The sequence below is a fragment of the Novosphingobium sp. MD-1 genome (genome assembly GCF_001014975.1).
Lineage (GTDB): Bacteria > Pseudomonadota > Alphaproteobacteria > Sphingomonadales > Sphingomonadaceae > Novosphingobium.
Genome location: NZ_BBXA01000013.1, coordinates 179,373 through 197,163, shown reverse-complemented (window position 1 = coordinate 197,163; position 17,791 = coordinate 179,373). Strand labels below are relative to the sequence as shown.

At 67.1% G+C, this 17,791-nt stretch carries 11 protein-coding genes; 4 read left to right on the top strand and 7 right to left on the bottom strand.

Annotated elements, in window-relative coordinates; translation table 11 throughout:
* Positions 1–22 precede the first annotated feature (22 nt).
* From NMD1_RS01445 to NMD1_RS01430, 4 genes are read left to right on the top strand one after another with little or no spacing between them, the layout of a single operon-like run.
* Positions 23–1,582, top strand: coding sequence for a hydantoinase/oxoprolinase family protein (locus NMD1_RS01445; RefSeq protein WP_125953303.1), 1,560 nt, complete (start codon positions 23–25; stop codon positions 1,580–1,582).
* Positions 1,582–2,697 (top strand): DUF917 domain-containing protein, encoded by a 1,116-nt coding sequence (locus tag NMD1_RS01440; protein WP_125953302.1) that lies wholly within the window; start codon positions 1,582–1,584, stop codon positions 2,695–2,697. The genes NMD1_RS01445 and NMD1_RS01440 overlap by 1 nt, the downstream gene beginning before the upstream one ends.
* Positions 2,697–3,446, top strand: a complete 750-nt coding sequence (locus NMD1_RS01435) for an aspartate/glutamate racemase family protein (RefSeq protein WP_233497339.1) — start codon at positions 2,697–2,699, stop codon at positions 3,444–3,446. Before NMD1_RS01440 ends, NMD1_RS01435 begins: the two co-directional genes overlap by 1 nt.
* A 14-nt stretch (positions 3,447–3,460) precedes the next feature.
* Entirely contained in the window at positions 3,461–5,572 is a 2,112-nt protein-coding gene (locus tag NMD1_RS01430) for a TonB-dependent receptor (protein WP_125953300.1), read from the top strand.
* 47 nt (positions 5,573–5,619) lie between these two features.
* Here NMD1_RS01430 and NMD1_RS01425 read toward each other — a convergent pair whose 3' ends face one another.
* From NMD1_RS01425 to NMD1_RS01395, 7 genes are all read right to left on the bottom strand, one after another.
* The gene (locus tag NMD1_RS01425; RefSeq protein ID WP_125953299.1) at positions 5,620–6,690 is read right to left on the bottom strand and encodes a low specificity L-threonine aldolase; all 1,071 of its coding nucleotides are present in this window, start codon (positions 6,688–6,690) and stop codon (positions 5,620–5,622) included.
* 48 nt (positions 6,691–6,738) lie between these two features.
* Positions 6,739–7,929, bottom strand: a complete 1,191-nt coding sequence (locus NMD1_RS01420; RefSeq protein ID WP_125953298.1) for a Xaa-Pro peptidase family protein — start codon at positions 7,927–7,929, stop codon at positions 6,739–6,741.
* Positions 7,926–9,602 carry a hydantoinase B/oxoprolinase family protein gene (locus NMD1_RS01415; protein ID WP_125953297.1) on the bottom strand — a complete coding sequence of 559 codons (1,677 nt, stop codon included), beginning with the start codon at positions 9,600–9,602 and terminating at the stop codon, positions 7,926–7,928. Before NMD1_RS01415 ends, NMD1_RS01420 begins: the two co-directional genes overlap by 4 nt.
* The gene (locus NMD1_RS01410) at positions 9,599–11,671 is read right to left on the bottom strand and encodes a hydantoinase/oxoprolinase family protein (RefSeq protein ID WP_125953296.1); all 2,073 of its coding nucleotides are present in this window, start codon (positions 11,669–11,671) and stop codon (positions 9,599–9,601) included. The genes NMD1_RS01415 and NMD1_RS01410 overlap by 4 nt, the downstream gene beginning before the upstream one ends.
* A 67-nt stretch (positions 11,672–11,738) precedes the next feature.
* Positions 11,739–12,578, bottom strand: coding sequence for an aspartate/glutamate racemase family protein (locus tag NMD1_RS01405; RefSeq protein WP_125953295.1), 840 nt, complete (start codon positions 12,576–12,578; stop codon positions 11,739–11,741).
* 10 nt (positions 12,579–12,588) lie between these two features.
* Positions 12,589–14,838 carry a TonB-dependent receptor gene (locus NMD1_RS01400; RefSeq protein ID WP_233497286.1) on the bottom strand — a complete coding sequence of 750 codons (2,250 nt, stop codon included), beginning with the start codon at positions 14,836–14,838 and terminating at the stop codon, positions 12,589–12,591.
* Positions 14,839–14,984: 146 nt separating this feature from the next.
* The gene (locus tag NMD1_RS01395) at positions 14,985–17,732 is read right to left on the bottom strand and encodes a LuxR C-terminal-related transcriptional regulator (RefSeq protein WP_158453844.1); all 2,748 of its coding nucleotides are present in this window, start codon (positions 17,730–17,732) and stop codon (positions 14,985–14,987) included.
* Positions 17,733–17,791: the final 59 nt, after the last annotated feature.

Here is a 17,791-nt window from a genome sequence, read left to right as displayed (position 1 = left end):
CCTCCACCAGCGGAGGGCTTCAATGCGGATTGGCGTGGATGTGGGCGGCACGAATACCGATGCCGTTCTTCTATCAGGCAAGAACGTGCTGGGGGCAGTGAAACGCCCGACCAGCAAGGACGTCAGTTCGGGCATTGCCGAAGCGATCACCGCGCTGATTTCCGAATGCGCGATCACGCCGGACGCGATCGACGCCGTCATGATCGGCACGACCCATTTCACCAACGCCTTCATCCAGCGCCGCGAACTGGTGCCGGTGTTCGCCATCCGCATCGGCTTCCCCGCCGGGCGCGGCATTCCTCCGTTCACCGCGTGGCCCGACGATCTCAAGGCGGTGGTGCGCGGCGGATCGGCGATGGTGCGCGGCGGCTTCGAATTTGACGGGCGCGAAATCTCCCCGCTGGATGAAGCCGCCATCCTCGCCGCTGTCGAGCAAGCGCGCGCGGCGGGCATCGGCCAGATCGCCGTCTCCTGCATCTTCAGCCAGCTGAACCCGGCGCACGAGACGCGCGCCGCCGAACTGATCGCGCAGCACGCCCCGGGGATGGAAGTCTCGCTCTCGTCCGAAGTCGGCCGCGTGGGCCTGCTGGAGCGCGAGAACGCCGCGATCATGAACGCCAGCCTGCGCCCGCTCGCCGCCACCATCACGTCGGCGTTCCGGCGCGCGCTGGCCGAACTCGGCATCGCCGCGCCGTTCTACATCAGCCAGAACGACGGCACGCTGATGAGCGCCGACCACATGCAGCGCTATCCGGTGCTGACCTTCGCCGCCGGTCCCACCAACAGCCTGCGCGGCGCGGCGTGGCTGACCGGCGCGAGCGATGCGATCGTGGTCGACATCGGCGGCACCACGTCGGACGTGGGCGTGCTGATCGCGCGTTTCCCGCGCCAATCGACCGTCCATGTCGACGTCGGCGGCGTGCGCACCAACTTCCGCATGCCCGATATTCTCTCGATCGGCCTCGGCGGCGGCAGCCTTGTCCGCGAGACGCCGGACGGCGTCACCGTCGGGCCGGATTCGGTGGGTTTCCGCCTGCGCAGCGAGGGGCTGATCTTCGGCGGCGAAACGCTCACCACCAGCGACATCGCGGTGGCGAGCGGACAGGCGACGTTCGGCGATCCCGCCCGGGTGGCCCACCTGCCCACCGCGCTGGTGGAGCAAGCGCGCGGCGCGATCGACCGGTTGATCGACGATGCCATCGACCGCATGAAAACCGCGCCGGGCGATATCCCGATGATCCTTGTCGGCGGCGGATCGGTGCTGGTTTCGGCCACGCCGCAGGGCGTTTCCGACATGATGCGCCCCGAACACGCCGGCGTCGCCAACGCGATCGGCGCAGCCATCGGCCAGGTCAGCGGCGAGATCGACCGCATCTACAACGCGCCCGACGCTGCGAGCCGCGAAGCGGCGCTTGCCGATGCCCGCGCGCAGGCGACCGAACAGGCCATCGCCGCCGGGGCCAACGCCGTCACGGTGGAGATCGTCAACATCGAGGCGGTCCCGCTGCAATACCTGCCGGGCGGGGCAACCCGCGTTGTCTGCCGCGCGGTCGGCGATCTGGCGCTTGCGGAGGTACGGTGATGGTTCGCGAAATCACGCTCGACAATATCGAACACCTGGCGATCGGATCGGCCTTCCTGGGCACCGGCGGCGGCGGGGATCCCTATCTCGGCTCGCTCCTGTGCCGCGAGGCGATCGCGCAATACGGCCCCGTCCCGATCGTTCGGCCGGAGGATCTCAAGGACGAGGACAACGTGTTCGTCGCCGCTGCGATGGGCGCGCCGACGGTGATGATCGAGAAGCTGTTCTCGATCGAGGACCAGCACCGCGCCGTGGAAGTGCTGGAACGCTTCCTGGGCCGCACCGCCACCGCGATCATTTCCGCCGAAATCGGCGGCTGCAATTCGATGATGCCGGTCGCCTACGCGGCGATGCGCGGGCTGCCGATCGTTGATGCCGACGGCATGGGCCGCGCCTTCCCCGCGCTCCAGATGACCAGCTTCAACATCGAGGGCGTGGCCTGCGCCCCGATGACGATCGCGGACGAGCACGGCAACAGCGTACTCTACCAGACGGTCACAGGTCTGAAAGCCGAGGAACTGGCGCGCCCCGTCGCCGCGGTGATGGGCGCCAGCGTGTGCATGTCGTGCTATCCGATGACCGGGGCGCAGGCGCGCCGCGCCGCCGTGCCGCTGACGCTGAGCGGCGCGATCGGGATCGGCGAAGCGATCGCGCGCGGCGGCGATCCCCGCCCGCCGCTCGATCGCCTGATCGATGCCCTGCGCGCCCACGCCTATTATTCGGACGCGGCGGTGGTGTTCCGGGGCAAGATCACCAGCCTCGAACGCGATACCACGCGCGGCTGGGTGTTCGGCAGTTGCACGATCTCCGCCATGGGCGGGGCGGATGCGGCGACTGGTGTGGCTGAAGTCCGATTCCAGAACGAGAACCTCGTTGTGCACGTCAACGGCGAACTGCGCGGCATCGTCCCCGATCTTATCACCATCGTCGATGCCGAAACCGCGCATGCCATTCCCACCGAACGGCTTGCCTATGGCCAGCGCGTCGCCGTGGTGGCGTGCAGCGCGCCGCCGATCCTCACCACGCCGCACGCGCTGGACGTGGTCGGCCCGCGATGCTTCGGGCTGGACGAGGACTACGTGCCCGTCCGCGACCTGATCGGGGAGTGCGCGTGATGCGAGTGCACCTCATCACCCCCGTCATCACCGAAGGGATCCGCACGCTGGACGACGTGGCACCGCTGATGCGCGACGATCTGGTGATCACCCAGTCGCTGCTCGCGACCGGCCCGGCCTCTATCGAGTGCGAATTCGACGAGGCGATGGCCGTCCCGGGCATCGTGGTCGAGGCGATCAGGGCGGAACGTGCGGGCGCGGACGCCATTGTCATCGACTGCATGGGCGATCCGGGGCTGAAGGCCGCGCGCGAGGTGGTGTCCATTCCCGTGCTGGGGCCGGCGCAGACCGCCATGCATCTCGCCGCCATGCTCGGCCACCGGTTCAGCGTGGTGACGGTGCTCGATTCGGTCGTGCCGATGATCGAGAATCTGGCGAAGGTCTATGGCGTGGGCGAAAAGCTCGCGTCCGTAAGGGTCATCGGCATTCCGGTGCTCGAACTGGAAGCCGCGCCCGAACGGCTGACGACGGAACTGGCGCAGGCTTCGCGGGCGGCCGTGGAGGAGGATGGCGCGCACGCCATCGTGCTGGGCTGCACAGGCTTCCTCGGCTGCGCGCAGGCCATTGCCGCAACCTTGCGCGCCCACGGACATAGTCTGCCGGTGATCGATCCGGTCCCGGCCACGGTCTGCATGGCGGACGGCCTGGTCCGCGCCGGGCTGGCGCACAGCAAGCGCACGTACGGCACGCCACGCGACAAGGAGCTGAGGGGATACCCGGAGATAGGCATCGCTCGACACGGGGCATAAAAAGGGGAAAGACGATGGGAACGAACAACATGAGGGGCGCCGGCCGGCTGGCCATCGCAATTGCCGGACTGACCGCCGGAACGCACGCAATGGCGCAGGAAGCGCCGCAGAACCAGGGCTTTGGCGATATCGTGGTGACCGCGCAGCGGCGCCAGGAGAACCTCCAGAACGTGCCGATCCAGGTAGCCGCGTTCTCCGAGGAAAAGATCGCCGACGCGGGCATCAAATCCACGCACGAATTCGTCAATCTGGTGCCCAACGTCTCGTTCGACGAAAGCTTCACTTATCTCAACTCGTTCGTGGTGGTGCGCGGCGTCACGCAGATCAACAATGCGGATTCGCCCGTGGCGGTGATCGTCGACGGCGTTCCCCAGAACAGCCAGAAGCAACTGCGGATGAACCTGTTCGATATCCAGCGGATCGAAGTGCTGAAGGGACCGCAAGGCGGCCTTTACGGACGCAACGCCATCGGCGGGGCGATGAACATCATCACCAAGGACCCGTCCGACCACATGGAAGGCGCGCTCGACGCCAGCTATGGCCGGGGCGACGCCATCGACGTGACCGGCTCGCTCTCCACCCCGGTCGGCGATGACGCGGGCCTGCGCGTCGCCGGATCGTACAAGACCGACAACGGGCGCATCCGCAACACCTACAGCAACAAGAACGTCGATTTCATCGACCACGACTGGGAACTGCGCGGCAAGTTCAAGGCCTCGCTCAGCGACAACCTGAAGATCGACCTGCGCGCCTCCTACCGCGATTTCCGCGCCGGCGCGATCTATGACAGCCGCGTCCCTTCCGGGCTGGCCAATGATTTCCGGCTGCCCAGCTCGAACATCGAAGGCCTGACGTTCGGCCACCTGTTCGATACCTCGGCCAAGATCGATCTCGATCTCGGCGCCGCCACGCTGACCAGCATCACCGCCTATACCGACATCAAGGAGAGCTATCGCGGCGATCTAGATTTCGGCAATCCGGTGGACAATCCGGGTGGTTTCCTCGGCTTCGGCATCCAGGCCGGCCAGGGACAGGACCTGCGCGTCAAGCTGACCAGCCAGGAATTGCGCCTCGTCTCCAACGGCAAGGGGCCGTTCCGCTGGATTCTCGGCGGCTATTACCTGCACACCAAGCGCAGCCTGCTGACCCGCGCCTTCATCGACCTGAACGGATCGCGCGATCAGATCGACAATCCCGCGCTGGCCCTGATCCGGCTGAGCGAGGACAACAGCAACAACGCCTATGCCGTCTATGGCAACGTCGATTACGACCTGAGCGATCACCTCACCCTGTCGGGTGCGCTGCGCTACGATCGGGACGAACGGCGGCAGACCGACCTGGCATCGGGCGTGGTGCGCAAGACCAGCTTCGACAACGTCCAGCCCAAGGCGACGCTGACCTACAAGTTCAACGACCGGCAGCTCGTCTACGCGACGTACAGCACCGGCTTCCGTTCGGGCGGGTTCAACGCGCCCACGGTGAGCATCCCGGTGTTCCGCGCGGAAAAGCTGGCGAACTACGAGGCCGGCTTCAAGACGAGCTGGTTCGATCGCCGCCTGATCCTGAACGGGGCGGTCTACAAGGCCGTCAGCAAGGATTTCCAGTATTTCTACATCGATGTCGCCACGGCCTCGCAGATCATCGGCAATATCGACAAGGTGCATATCTGGGGTGTCGAGCTGGAAATGCAGGCGCTGCCCACCAAGGGCCTGCAATTGTTCGGCGCCATTGGCACGACCGATACCAACATCCGCAAGAACGTGGTCGATCCCGCCTCCGTGGGCAACCACACGCCCAAGACCACGACCTGGTCGATGAATGCCGGCTTCCAGTACAACCGCCCGCTGACCGACGATTTCGGGCTGCTGCTGCGGCTCGACTATGCGCACAAGGGGCGCAAGTACTGGCAGGTGGACAACCGCCAGGTGCAGAACCCGATGAACCTCGTCGATGTGCGCGTGGGCGTCGAGAACGAGCGCTGGGGCCTCTATTTCAGCGGCCGCAACATCTTCAACGAGAAATATTACAGCGACTACAACCCGAAGGCCTATTCCGGGTCCGATACCGATATCGGGTTCCGCGCGCAGCCGGCGACCTGGGCGGTGGAAGCCAAGGTCAAGTTCTGACGCGGTCGGGCCATCGCGGCATCAGCCCGCCGCGATGGCCCGAATGTCTAGGCGGCCAGCAAGGCATCGATCCAGCGCGCGACTTCGCCGTTCTCCCAGGTATCGGACGCCGCTCCGATCACCACTTCGGCGATCGAGCGTCCCTCGATCGGGGATTCGGTGAAGGCGTTGAACAGCCAGACGCCATGCTGCCGCGCGAACGCCGCGTGTCTCTGGTCCAGATCGGCGGGCGTTCCCGGCAGCAGGAGCTGGAAGCTGTTCGCGTGGGGAATGACCGGGTGAACGATGATCCGCCCGTCGGAGGCCAACACCTCGGCCAGATCGCGTGCGCGGCGGACATATTCGGGCATGCGGGCCAGATGCTGATCGATGCCCGCCAGCGCCGAAAGCGCCTGCGGAAAGGCCGTCGCGAGGTTGCCCGCGAAGCGGGTTTTCCATGGCGCGAGACGCCGGATGAAGGCGTCATCGCCAACCAGCGCCGCGCCGCCCAGGCCGCCGAGCCCCTTGTAGTAGGACACATAGACCGTATCCGCGAGGTCGGCGAGATCGGTCAGCGCGACGTCATACCCCGCCGCCCCTTCCCACAGCCGCGCACCATCGAAATGCAGCGGGATACCCTTTTCACGACACCACGCGGACATCGCCCGCAATTCGTCCAGCGGCGGCAGCAAATAGCCTGACCGGCGCAGCGGCAGTTCGACGACCACCGCCGCCAGCTTCTCCTCCACGGCTTGCAGCGCGGCAAGATCGAACGGCTGATAGCGGCCGAGGCGGACAACCTTCAGGCCGGCCACGCGTTCGAGCCCGTCCCCTTCGTCCGACGCGATATGCCCCTGCGGATGCATCGCGACCGTGTCAGTCCCGCGCGCGTCGGCGTGGACGCGGAGCGCGCAGTATTGCGCGGTCATGCCCTTGATGAAGAACCGTGCAGCCGGCTTGCCCAGCAATGCGGCCGTGCGCTCCTCGAGCCGCGCCACGGCGCCACCGGCGCCATAGACATCCGCGGCCTCATCCTCGGGCGCATAGTCGGCCAGCGCGAGAAGCTGTTCGCGCGGTCCGGAAAAGCCATGGTACGATAGCGAGCGGGTGCAGGATTTCCTGATATCGGGATCGTTCATGCCGCAATCGTAAGGACTTGAGCCTATGCCGCAAGGCAAGGCGCCCCGTCAGGCGAACGGTTCGTCGATTGCCCGCGAAGGCTCGGTAAACCAGCGCGCGCCGTGATCGGTGACGTGGAAATGATCCTCCAGCCGCACCCCGAACCGGCCCGGCACCACGATCATCGGCTCGTTGGAAAAGCACATGCCGGGCTTCAGCGGCGTCTCGTCTCCGCGCACGAGATAGGGACCTTCGTGAATCGACAGGCCGATGCCGTGGCCGGTGCGATGCGGCAGGCCGGGCAGGCGGTAGTCCGGACCCAGTCCGTGCCGTTCCAGCACCGCCCGCGCCGCCGCGTCGATCGCGGCGCAGGGCACGCCGGGGCGCACGGCGTCGAACGCCGCGCGTTGCGCCTCGGCCTCGATGTCCCAGATACGGCTCTGTTCGTCATCCGCCTTGCCGAAAACGTAGCTGCGGGTGATGTCGGAATTGTAGCCTTCCACCGCGCAGCCGGTGTCGATCAGCACCATGTCGCCCTCGCGCAGTTCGTCGTCCTGCGGCAAGCCGTGCGGGAAGGCGGTGGAAGCGCCGAACTGGACGATGCAGAACGTGCTGCCGGCGCTGCCGATCGCCTTGTGCGCGGCATCGATGAAGCCGCGCACGGCGCTGGCGCGGATACCGGGGGCGAGAACGCGGGCGGCGCGGCGCTGGACTTCCAGCGTCATCCGCTTGGCTTGCCGCATCAGCGCCAGTTCCGGCTCCGACTTGATCGCCCGGCACCCGTCGATGATCGGGGTGGCATCGAGGACCGAGGCAGAGGGCGCCGCCAGCCGGACCCTCTCCGCCATGCCGAACGGCAGCGCCGGATCGATCGCCAGCCGCGTGGCGCCGGCTTCGCGCAGGATCGCGGTGACCAGTGCGGAAGGACTTTCGTGCTCCTCCCACAACCGCAGATCGACATCCAGGGTCAGGATCGCCTCGAGCGACCCCTGCTCGAACGCCGGACAGACGATGTAGGGCTTGCCGCGCGGCGTCAGCACCATCGCCACCAGCCGTTCGATCATGCCCCAGCCGATCCCGGTGAAGTACGAGAGGCTGAGCCCCGCCCCCACCAGCAGCGCATCCGCCCCGGCATCGACCATGGCCGCGCGGGCACGCTCGATCCGGGCCTGCCGCTCCGCCAGCGTGATCGCGGGCGCGCGATCCGCCCACGGCTGGATCGTGGCCAGTTCGGCCGCGATGGTCGATCCGCCGATCATGCCGCCGGATCGAACCCGTAATCGCGCCGCGCCTGCTCCGACGTGACATAGCCATCGCGCAGGTCGGCCAGCAGGCGGGATCGATCGCGTTTCATCGGATCACCATAGCCGCCACCCGTCGCGCTGACGAGCCGGAAGATCTCCCCTTCCACCGCCCGCGCGCCGGTGACCATCGAATAAGTCTCCACCGAGCCATCGCGGCGCAGGATCTCGGCGCGGTTGGTGGAGCCTTCGCCACCGCCGGCCAGCCCCCACGGGCGCGAGGTGGTGCGCGTGGCGGAATAGGTGAGGAAGGCTTCCTTCGCCGTCACGCGATAGTCCAGCACCACGCCCTTGCCGCCACGGTATTCGCCCGCGCCGCCGTCCTCGTCGTGCAAGGCATACTGGTCGATCTCGAAGCCGTAGCGGCTTTCGGCCAGTTCGATGGGGATGTTGAACGTCTCGCCATTGGCGGCGCAGAACTGGCCGGCATCGCCGTCGTGATCGATGCCCGCGCCCCAGCCGCCCACCAGCGGCTCGCCCATCACGAACAGGTCTTCAGTGCCGGGCAGAAGCCCGGAAATGAACGTCGCGCCCACGGTACGCTGGTGGCCCACCGGCAGCTTGTGCGGCATCAGCGGGGCCAGCGCCTTCCACATGACCTCGATCGCGCCCAGCAGCGATTCATAGTAGATCGAAACCGGCGCCGGGCTTTTCGCCGACAGGATCGTGCCTTCCGGGCAGATCACCTCCAGCGCGCGGAAACAGCCGCCGTTGGCCGGAATCTCGGTATTGGTGACCGCCTTGAACGTGCAGCGCACGCCGGTGATGAGGCCGGCGTAGGACAGGTTGATCGGCCCCGGCGCCTGGCCGCTGGTGCCGGTAAAATCGGCGATCATCCGGTCGTCGGTGATCGTCACCTTGACCTTGATCACGAACGGGCCGTTGCCGTGCCCGTCCTCTTCCACCACGTCCTCGGCGGTGAACACGCCCTTGGGCAGCTTCTTCAGCTCCTCGCGCGTCATGCGCTCGCCATAGTCGAGCAGCGAATCCATCGCCGCCAGCAGATCGTCGACCCCGTATTTCGCGGCGAGTTCGACGATCCGCCGCCCGCCCACGCGGCAAGCGGCCACGCCCGCGTGCATGTCGCCGATGGTGCTGTCGGGCAGACGAACGTTGGTGCGGATCAACTCGACCAGCGCCTCGTTCATGCGGCCTTCGTCGAACAGCTTGAGGAAGCGCAGGTGCAGCCCTTCCTGGAAGATGTCGGTCGATGCGGTGGTCGCGCTGCCGGGATAAGTGCCGCCCACTTCGGTCCAGTGCGCCTTGTTGACGGTCCAGGCGATCAGCCGGCCGTCGACAAAGACCGGATAGAGGATCACCACGTCCGACAGGTGCGTGCCGCCGCCTTCGTAGGGCGAATTGGTGACGAAGATGTCGCCCGGCCTGATCCGGTCGAGCGGCCAGTGCTCCAGCGTGCTCTGCACGGCGGTATCGAGCGTGGCGAGGAAGCCGGTCACGCCGTTGCCCTGCGCCAGCAGGTTGCCGCGCGCGTCGGTCGCGCCCACGGCGAAGTCGGTCGTCTCGTAGATGATCGGGCTCATCGAGGTACGGATCATCGCGTTGAACATCTCGTCGCCCAGGGCCACGAGCGCGTCCTTGATGATTTCCTGGGTGAAGGGATCGGTGCTCACGGGCGCGCTCCTTCGGGCTGGGGAAGATGGACATGGTAATTGCCAAGGCGATCGACTTCGGCACGCGCGCCCGGCGGCAGCGGCAGGGTAACGGCCGGCTCCTGGATCACCGCCGGGCCGGACAACGCCATCCCCGGCTCCAGCCGCAGCCCGTCATAGATCGTCGCGTCATGCACGCCGTGCGTGTCGAAATCGACGCGCCGGGTGCCCTTGACCGCATCCGCCAGCGTCAGGCCAGTCACCGCCCGCTCGGCAAGGTCGGGCTTGTCGACCGGCAGGGTGGCGACAAGGTGGAAGTTGACGAGCTGCACCGCCGCGTCGAGCCGGTAGGTGAAGCGCTTCTCGTGCGCCTCGTGAAACGCCGCGATCGCGGCGTCCACCGGCGCATCGCCATCGAGCGGGAAGGCGATGCCCACGGTATGTTCCTGCCCCGCATAGCGCAGGTCCGCCCGGTATTCGAACAGCGGCGCGCGATCGCCCGCTTCGCCGGCGAAATCGCGCAGCGCCTCCGCCTCGATTTCGGCGAAGATGGCGCGCACGGCGTCGATGCTGCCGGGCGCGAGCGGAGTCAACCGGGTGCGGATATAGTCGCGCCGCAAGTCGGTCAGCAGCATCCCCCAGGCCGAGAACACGGAGGAGTTAACCGGGATGATCACGCGCGGCACCTTGAGCTCCTCGGCCAGCGCCACCGCGTGCATCGCCCCGCCGCCGCCAAAGGCCATCAGCGCGAAATCGCGCGGATCGTAGCCCTTGTTGGTGGACACCAGCCGCAGCGCGGTGGTCATGTTGGCGTTGGCGATGCGGATCACCCCGCGCGCCAGTTCCGCGCGGCTGAGCCCGAGCTGGTCGCACAATGGCGCGAACGCGGCATCCACCGCCTGCCAGTCCGGTTCCACCTCCCCGCCGACGAAGCTGGCCGGATCGATGCGGCCCAGCAGGAGATTGGCGTCAGTCGTGGTCGGACGGGTGCCGCCGCGCCCATAGGCCGCCGGCCCCGGGCGCGCGCCGGCCGATTGCGGCCCGACATGGAGCTTGCCGCCGGCATCGACCCACGCGATGGACCCGCCGCCGTTGCCGATCTCGACGATTTCGGAAACGGGTGTCTGCACCGGATAGCCGGGCGACTTGCCGTCGCGCTCGATGTAGTAGTCGGTCGAGACCTTGATCTGGCCGCCCTCGATCAGCGTGCACTTGGCCGTGGTGCCGCCGATATCGAGCACGATCAGGTTCGGCTCGCCGATCGCCCGGCCGACATGGGCGGCGGCGTAGATGCCGCTGGCGGGTCCGGATTCGACCATGGTGATCGGGTTCGCCTTGGCCGCCGCCGCGGTGGCAATGCCGCCGTTGGACTGCATCATGTAGGGCTTCTGGCCAAAGCCGCCGTCGGCCAGCCGCTGTTCCAGCCGCTCGATATAGCGCCGCGCGATCGGCGAGACATAGGCGGACAGGACGGTGGTGTTGGTCCTTTCATATTCGCGCCATTCGCGGCTCACCTCGTGGCTCGCCAGCACGGCCACGCCGGGCCAGGCCGCGCGGATCGCCTCCACCGTGCGGCGTTCGTTTTCGGGATTCACATAGGCGTGGAGAAAAGCCACCGCGATCGCCTCGACGCCTTCCGCCCGGAAGAAATCGAGCAGCGCGGGCAACGGCGCGAGATCGACCGGCTTCACCAGATCCCCCCGGAAGTTGCTGCGCTCGGCCAGTTCGGCACGCAGATAGCGGTCCACAAACGGCCGGGGCTTGCGGAAGTTGAAGTTGAACAGGTCCGGCCGGTTGCCCCGCGCGATCTCGATCACGTCGCGGAAGCCCGCCGTGGTGATCAGCGCGGTCTTCACGCCCTTGCGCTCGGTCAGCGCGTTGATGACCACGGTGGAGCCGTGCGCGAAGAAATCGAGCGCGGCGGGCGAAAGGCCGGCCTTGGCCATGGCGTTCATCACGCCCTGTTCGAATTCGGGCGGGGTGGTATCCGCCTTGGCCACCTGCACCGCGCCGGGGCGGCCGGTCTCGGGATCGACGGGATAATAGACCAGGTCGGTGAAGGTGCCGCCGACGTCGCTTGCTGCACGCACGGGAAATTCTCCGGTTGGGCCTGTCGCCAGGCCCCGGTGGGAAGGAATCAGGGAAAGTGCGGCGCGGTCAGGCGCGGGGCACGATCACGGTGTTGCCGATCGGCGGCGGCGCGGCGAACAGGCCGCTGGCCGCCAGCCGCTCCTCGCCGGGCGGGGCCATGCTGTAACGCCGGCTGGGCTTCCATCCGAACTGCACCTTGGCCAGCGCCGCCGCCTCGGTCGCCTTGTAACAGGCATAGACGGCATCGACGATTGGGACGCCGAACTCCCGCTGCAACTGCGCGTAGAAGCCGAATTCGATCGTGCAGCCCAGAATCACCGCCTCGGCCTTGTCGATCTCCACCGCTTCGCGCACCGCGCGGCGGATGGCGTCCTCGGTGGCGGCGGTATCCTGCTGGAATTCATCGACGTGGCGGCCGATGGTGCGGAACGAGGCCAGCCGGTCATGATAGCCGTAGTGGCGGATGCGATCTTCCATCTGCACCTTCCACTTCTCGACGCCGATCACGACCGAGAAGCGGTTGGCGAGGTTGGACACGATCTGGAGCGCCGACTGGCACGGCGCGCAGACCACGGCATCGCCGGAAATCTCGCGCGCCTCGTCCAGCGCGGTGTCGTAGAAGCAACCGATGGCATAGCCATCGAAGCCATGGGTCGCGGCATAGCGCGCGATCGCCGTCACCGGAAACCAGATGCGGCTTTCGAACACCCGCCATTCCAGGTTGGTCAGCGCGACCGGCTCGGGAATGGCGAGCGAAACGACATGGACTTCGGCATTGGGCAGTTTGACGCGGCCGATCAGGTCGGCGATCGGCGCGTCATAGCCCGGCTGGTTGATCGGATTGACCCAGAGGATCCTGAGCGGCGCCGTGGCCGGCGCCTCGCGGTGATGGACGTTCGCGGTCATGTCCTTTCCCTCAGAAGCTCGTCCGCAGCTCGAAGCCCCAGGTGCGCGGCGAGGCCGGCTGGACGAAGCCCCCGCTGACGAACTCGGCGTTGTACTTCTTGTCGCCAAGGTTGCGGACGAACCCGGTCAGACTCCACTTGCCGCTGGCGTCCTCCAGCCCGGCATGAAGGTTGACGAGCTGGAAGGAAGACCGCGCCGTGGCGTTTTCCGGGTCCCAGTACTGCTTGCCGTGGTGTTCCATCTCGCCCCGCGCGAAGACGTTGAGGCCATCGGACACCGGGAAGCGGTATTGCGCGCCGATCGATCCGCTGTCGCGCGGGATATAGGGTGCCCAGTTGCCGACATCGGCGGGATTGAACGTGAACTGCTTGATCCGGCTGTGGGTGTATCCGTAGTTGGCGTAGAGGTCCAAGCCCTTGACCGGGGTGAAGGCCACCTCGATTTCCCCGCCGTAGAGATCGACCTTGTCGACGTTGACGAGGATCTGCGCGCCCACCGCGCCCACGAACACGAAGTAGAACGGGTTTTTGTCAGCGGTGTAGAACGCGGTGCCGTTGATCCGCAGGCGGCCGCCGAGCAGCGTCGCCTTGAAGCCGGCCTCGGTCGTTTCCGCGCTTTCCTGCCGGGCCAGGTCGAAAGCGCCGGGCAGGTTGGCGGCGGACGCCGCGCCGGCCTGGTTGAACTGGCCAGACCGGAAACCGATGCCCCAGTCGGCGAACAGCGTGAGGTTCGGGCTGGCCTTATAGTTCAGCGTGACCTTGGGCTGTGCCTTGCTGAAATTGGCGACGCGCGCACAGGCGGTGGTGGCCGCCACCGTGCAGCCGGCGGGAACGCCCGCGCTGCTCAGCGGATCGATCATCTGGTGGCGGTGATCGTGATCGTAGCGGAACGCGACCGCGGCTTCGAGCTTGTCGGTCAGGTCATAGGCGACGTTGCCGTAGAAGGCATAGGCGGTGTTGCGGTTGTTATCAGCGAGGAACGACAGCGTGGGGTTGATCGGATTGCTGTACTGCGGCGCCTTGTAGATGCTGACGATGCCCTGCCCGTTGTCCTGCCCCGTCGTGGTCGAGATGAACCGGCGGGTGCCAAGGATGTAGGCACCGATCATCCAGCGGAAGCGGCCGCCATCGGGCGATGAGATGCGCAGGTCGTTCTGCCAGGCCTTGACGGTTTCGTACTGCGTCTGCGTGCCGTCGGTGCCGAACACGTTGCGGCTGGCGGTGTAGGGGAACTGATCGCCTTCGAGGTATTCCTTGATGTTGATGTAGGAGAGGACATTGGTGATCGTGCCCCAGTCCGCCTTGTTCTCCAGCTTCAGCGATACATCCGTCAGCTCGCGGAAATTGCGGCCTCGGTTGTTGGCGCAGAACCGGCGGCTGACGCGGTCGGCATCGGGCGCGGGACCACCGAAGGGATTGGCCGGATCGAGGAAGCACGATGTGTCCGAGGCGAACTTGGCGCCCTGATACTGGAACTGATCGCCGATCGCGTTGGTGTGGCTGTAGCTCGCGCGCAGGTCCGCGGTCAGCGTATCGGTCAGGAACGCTTTCAACTGGCCGCGCACGTTGCGGTCATGCACCCAGTCGACCGTCTGGTTCAGATAGTCGTTACGCAGCAGGCCGCCGAAATTGCGCGCGCTGCCGGCCAGGCGGAACAGCAGCTTGTCCTTGACGATCGGCCCGCTGACCGAAACCTCGCCGCGGTAGTCGTTGCCGTTGCCGGCGGAAATCTGCGCGTCGAGATGAAAGTCGTTGGTCGGCTGCTTGGTGGTGATGATGATCGCGCCGCCGATCGCGTTGCGCCCGTAAAGAGCGCCCTGCGGGCCGCGCAGCACTTCGATCTGCTTCACGTCGAACAGGTCGCTGGTGAACTGGCGCGCCGAAATCTGCTGGATGCCGTCGGTCACCACCGCGATCGGGCTTTCGCCGTTGCGGACCTGCGAGATGCCGCGAATGGTGACGAACGAATTGCCCGCGCTCTGCGACTGGACGATCGAGATATTGGGCGTGATGCCGATGAAATCCGCCACGCCCTTCACCCGCGCATCCTCCAGTGCCTGGCTGGAAAAGGCGGTGACCGACAGCGGCGCCTGCTGTAGCGCTTCCAGGCGGCCACGCCCGATCACGACGATCTGGCTGGGATCGGCAGGCGCGGCAGCGGCCTCTTCCGCCGGCGCTTGCTGCGCGTGGGCCACGCCGGCGGCGGACAGGACGAGCGCCGAGGCGCAGGCGGACAGGCGTATCGTGCTACGAACGGACATTGGACCCCCCTTGGTCGGATTTGTGTCTCTTCCGGCAAGGTCCGTCATCGAGTGGTCACGAACAAGCTGCCCCGGAGAGTAGCTACCCATCGGTGGAGGCGGCGGCAGACCTACCCGAACGGGGAGGTCCGGCGGCGGGCGGAGAGTCAGGCGCGGGAGGACCAGCCGGTGTCGCGCAAGGCAGACAGCGCGTGGGCGCGACGGTCCACGCCCAGCTTGGCGAAGATGTTTTTGAGGTGGAATTTGACGGTGTGCTCGGTCATGTCGAGCGCGCGGGCAATTTCCTTGTTGGTCAGTCCGCGCGAAAGCTCGGCGACGACCTCCTGCTCGCGCGTGCTGAGCACCGCGATCGGGCTGCCGTCCGCCGGGCCGGTCTCCGCCATGCGTTCGTCGATAGAGGACAGGAACGAGGCCTCGACGGGATTGCCGCCGCCGTCCCACAGCGCGCGCTTGAGCCGGCGGATCAGCGGCGCGAGTTCGGGCTGCTCGAAGAACGGCAACGCGATCCCTTCACCGGCAGCGCGCTCCACCGCCTCGCGCAAATGGCCCATGGCATCGTCAGGCCGCCGGCCCAGCGCGGCGATGCGCGCCAGCAGCAGATGCGCGCGCACTTCATAGGGACGCGCGCCGATCGCCCGGGCACAGGCAAGCATGTCGCCCGCCCGTTCGCGCGCCTGCGCCGGATCGCGGATCGCCAGCCACGTTCCCAGTGCGAACGCCACGTCCACGCCGGCGCGCCAGTGGACGGGATTGTCGCGCCAGATGCCGAGGGGGAAACGGGCGGCAAGGTGTTCCGCCAGCGGCTGCGCCTGTGCTGTCTCGCCCGCCGCACCATGGCGCAGCAGGCGCTGCGCCTGGACGATGCTCGCCAGCCGCTCCAGCCCGCGGGCGCGGGTCAGCGCATCGCCATCAGCAATCACGCGGTCCATGGCCGCGCTATCCTGTGCCTGCCAGGCAAGGCGGAAGCGGCTATCCAGCCCGGCGGCATAGATTTCGAACCAGCCATCGTAATCACAGACATGGCGGAACGCCTCGTCAAGCTCCTGTGCGGTCATCGTCAACCGCCCGTCGCCCCACAGCTCGACCAGCGCCAGCAGCGTCTCCGCCAGTGCCTTCAGGCCGCTGTCCGCGCCGAAGTTCTCGACCGCCATCGCCTTCGCGCGCTGGAGATAGGCGGTGGCGCTGCGCAGTTCGCCGCGATAGGCGCACGACAGGCCCGCGTGCAGGAAGCAGTAGTTGAGGCCCAGCACCGAATTGACCGAGCGCATCGCGCCCATCGCCTGCCGCGCGAAATCCTCCGCCCTTGCCAGTTGGCCCGCGCACAGGCTGGCTACCGCCCCCGCGCAATCGAGCACGCCGCGCGTCAGTCCGTCGGCATCCGGCATCCGCTGCCGCATCGTCTCGAAGAACGACAGGAACGGCACGTCGACGGTATTGTCCTCGTACGTGCGGATCAGGACGTTGATGTTGAGGGTATCGCGCTCGTAATCGTTCAGCAGGCTCCAGTCCCCAGCAGGCCAGTCACCCGCCGGCGCACCCGGATCAAGGGCCACCAGATCGAACGTCGATCGCGCCTCGCGCAGCAGACCCATCTTGAGCTTCACGTAGGCTTCGGCCAGCAGCAGGCGCGGGTGCGACAGGCGCTCTGCCGGAGGAATGAAACCCAGCAGCTGGTTGAGCTGTCCCATCCCGCCGAACAGCACCAGCCGCCAGCCGCCCGCCTGCTCCACCAGTTCGGCGCAGCGCGCGAAATCGCCGGCCAGGCTGGCGTGGCGCACCGCCTCGTCCAGCAGTCCCCGCCGTTCGAATGCTTCCGAGGCGCGCAAGTGCAGCGCGGGCACCGCCGTCGGCCTGCGCTGGCGCAACTGCGCCTGGAGATAATCGGCGAAGAGATGGTGATACCGATACCAGATCGCGTCGGCATCGAGCGGTGTCAGCAACGATTGCAGCGGCTCCAGCTGCTCCATGATCCGCCAGCTGTCGTCACGCCCCCGCAGCGCATCGGTGATCTCCACGCTGAACCGTTCGAGGATTGAGGTTTCCAGCAGAAAATCGACCGCCTCCTCGGTCAGCCCGCGCAGGACCTGATCGGAAAGGAAGCTCCACAAATGCCCTCCCCGCGTTGCCAGCCGGCCCAAAGCGGGCGCACCGGAGGCCTGCCCCTGGCCCTGCAAGGTGATCAGGCGGGCAAGCTGCAGCGCCACCGGCCAGCCCTCGGTCCGTTCCGCCAGCGCGTCGCGATCGGCTTCGGCCAGACCGACATCGAGCACCTGCCGCGATTCCGACGGCGTGAAGCGCAGCATGTCGCTGGTGATCTCCACCGCCGCGCCGCTGCCCAGCAGGCGGTGCAGCCCGATTTCCGGTCGGCGGCGCGTGCTCATCAGCAGGCGCGTGCCTTCGGGCAGCAGCGCGATCCACTGCCCGAGGAACCCGTCGAGCGGCTGGGCGGACGCGCGGTGATAATCGTCAAGAATCAGCGTGACCGGCGCGCCGCTGCCGGCCAGGCGCGCGTTCAATTCGCGCACCGCGCTGTCGATGGTAATCTCGGTCAGGCCCCGGTCGGCCTGCGCCACCAGATCGCCCACGTCGACATCGGCGCTTTCCAGCGCCCGGATCACCCCGATCATGAAGCGGCGCACGTCCGCATCGCCCTCGTCGAGCGTCAGCCAGCCCACGCGCCCGCCGGCGTCGCGCAAGTGATCGCGCCATTGTGACAGCAGCGTGGTCTTGCCGAAGCCGGCCGGCGCGGTCAGGAGAACCAGGCGGCTCGCCGCCACCGATCCCAGCGCGGTCATCAGCCGGGCGCGGTGGACCACGCTCGACGGCATGCGCGGCACTTCCAGCTTGAGCTGGAGCATCCGCTGGGCGTCACTGGCGGTTCCGGTGCTGGGCATTCCCCCTCGACGCTGGCCGGATGGCCCCGCGCCATCCCTGCTTGCCGCCGCATAGTGTG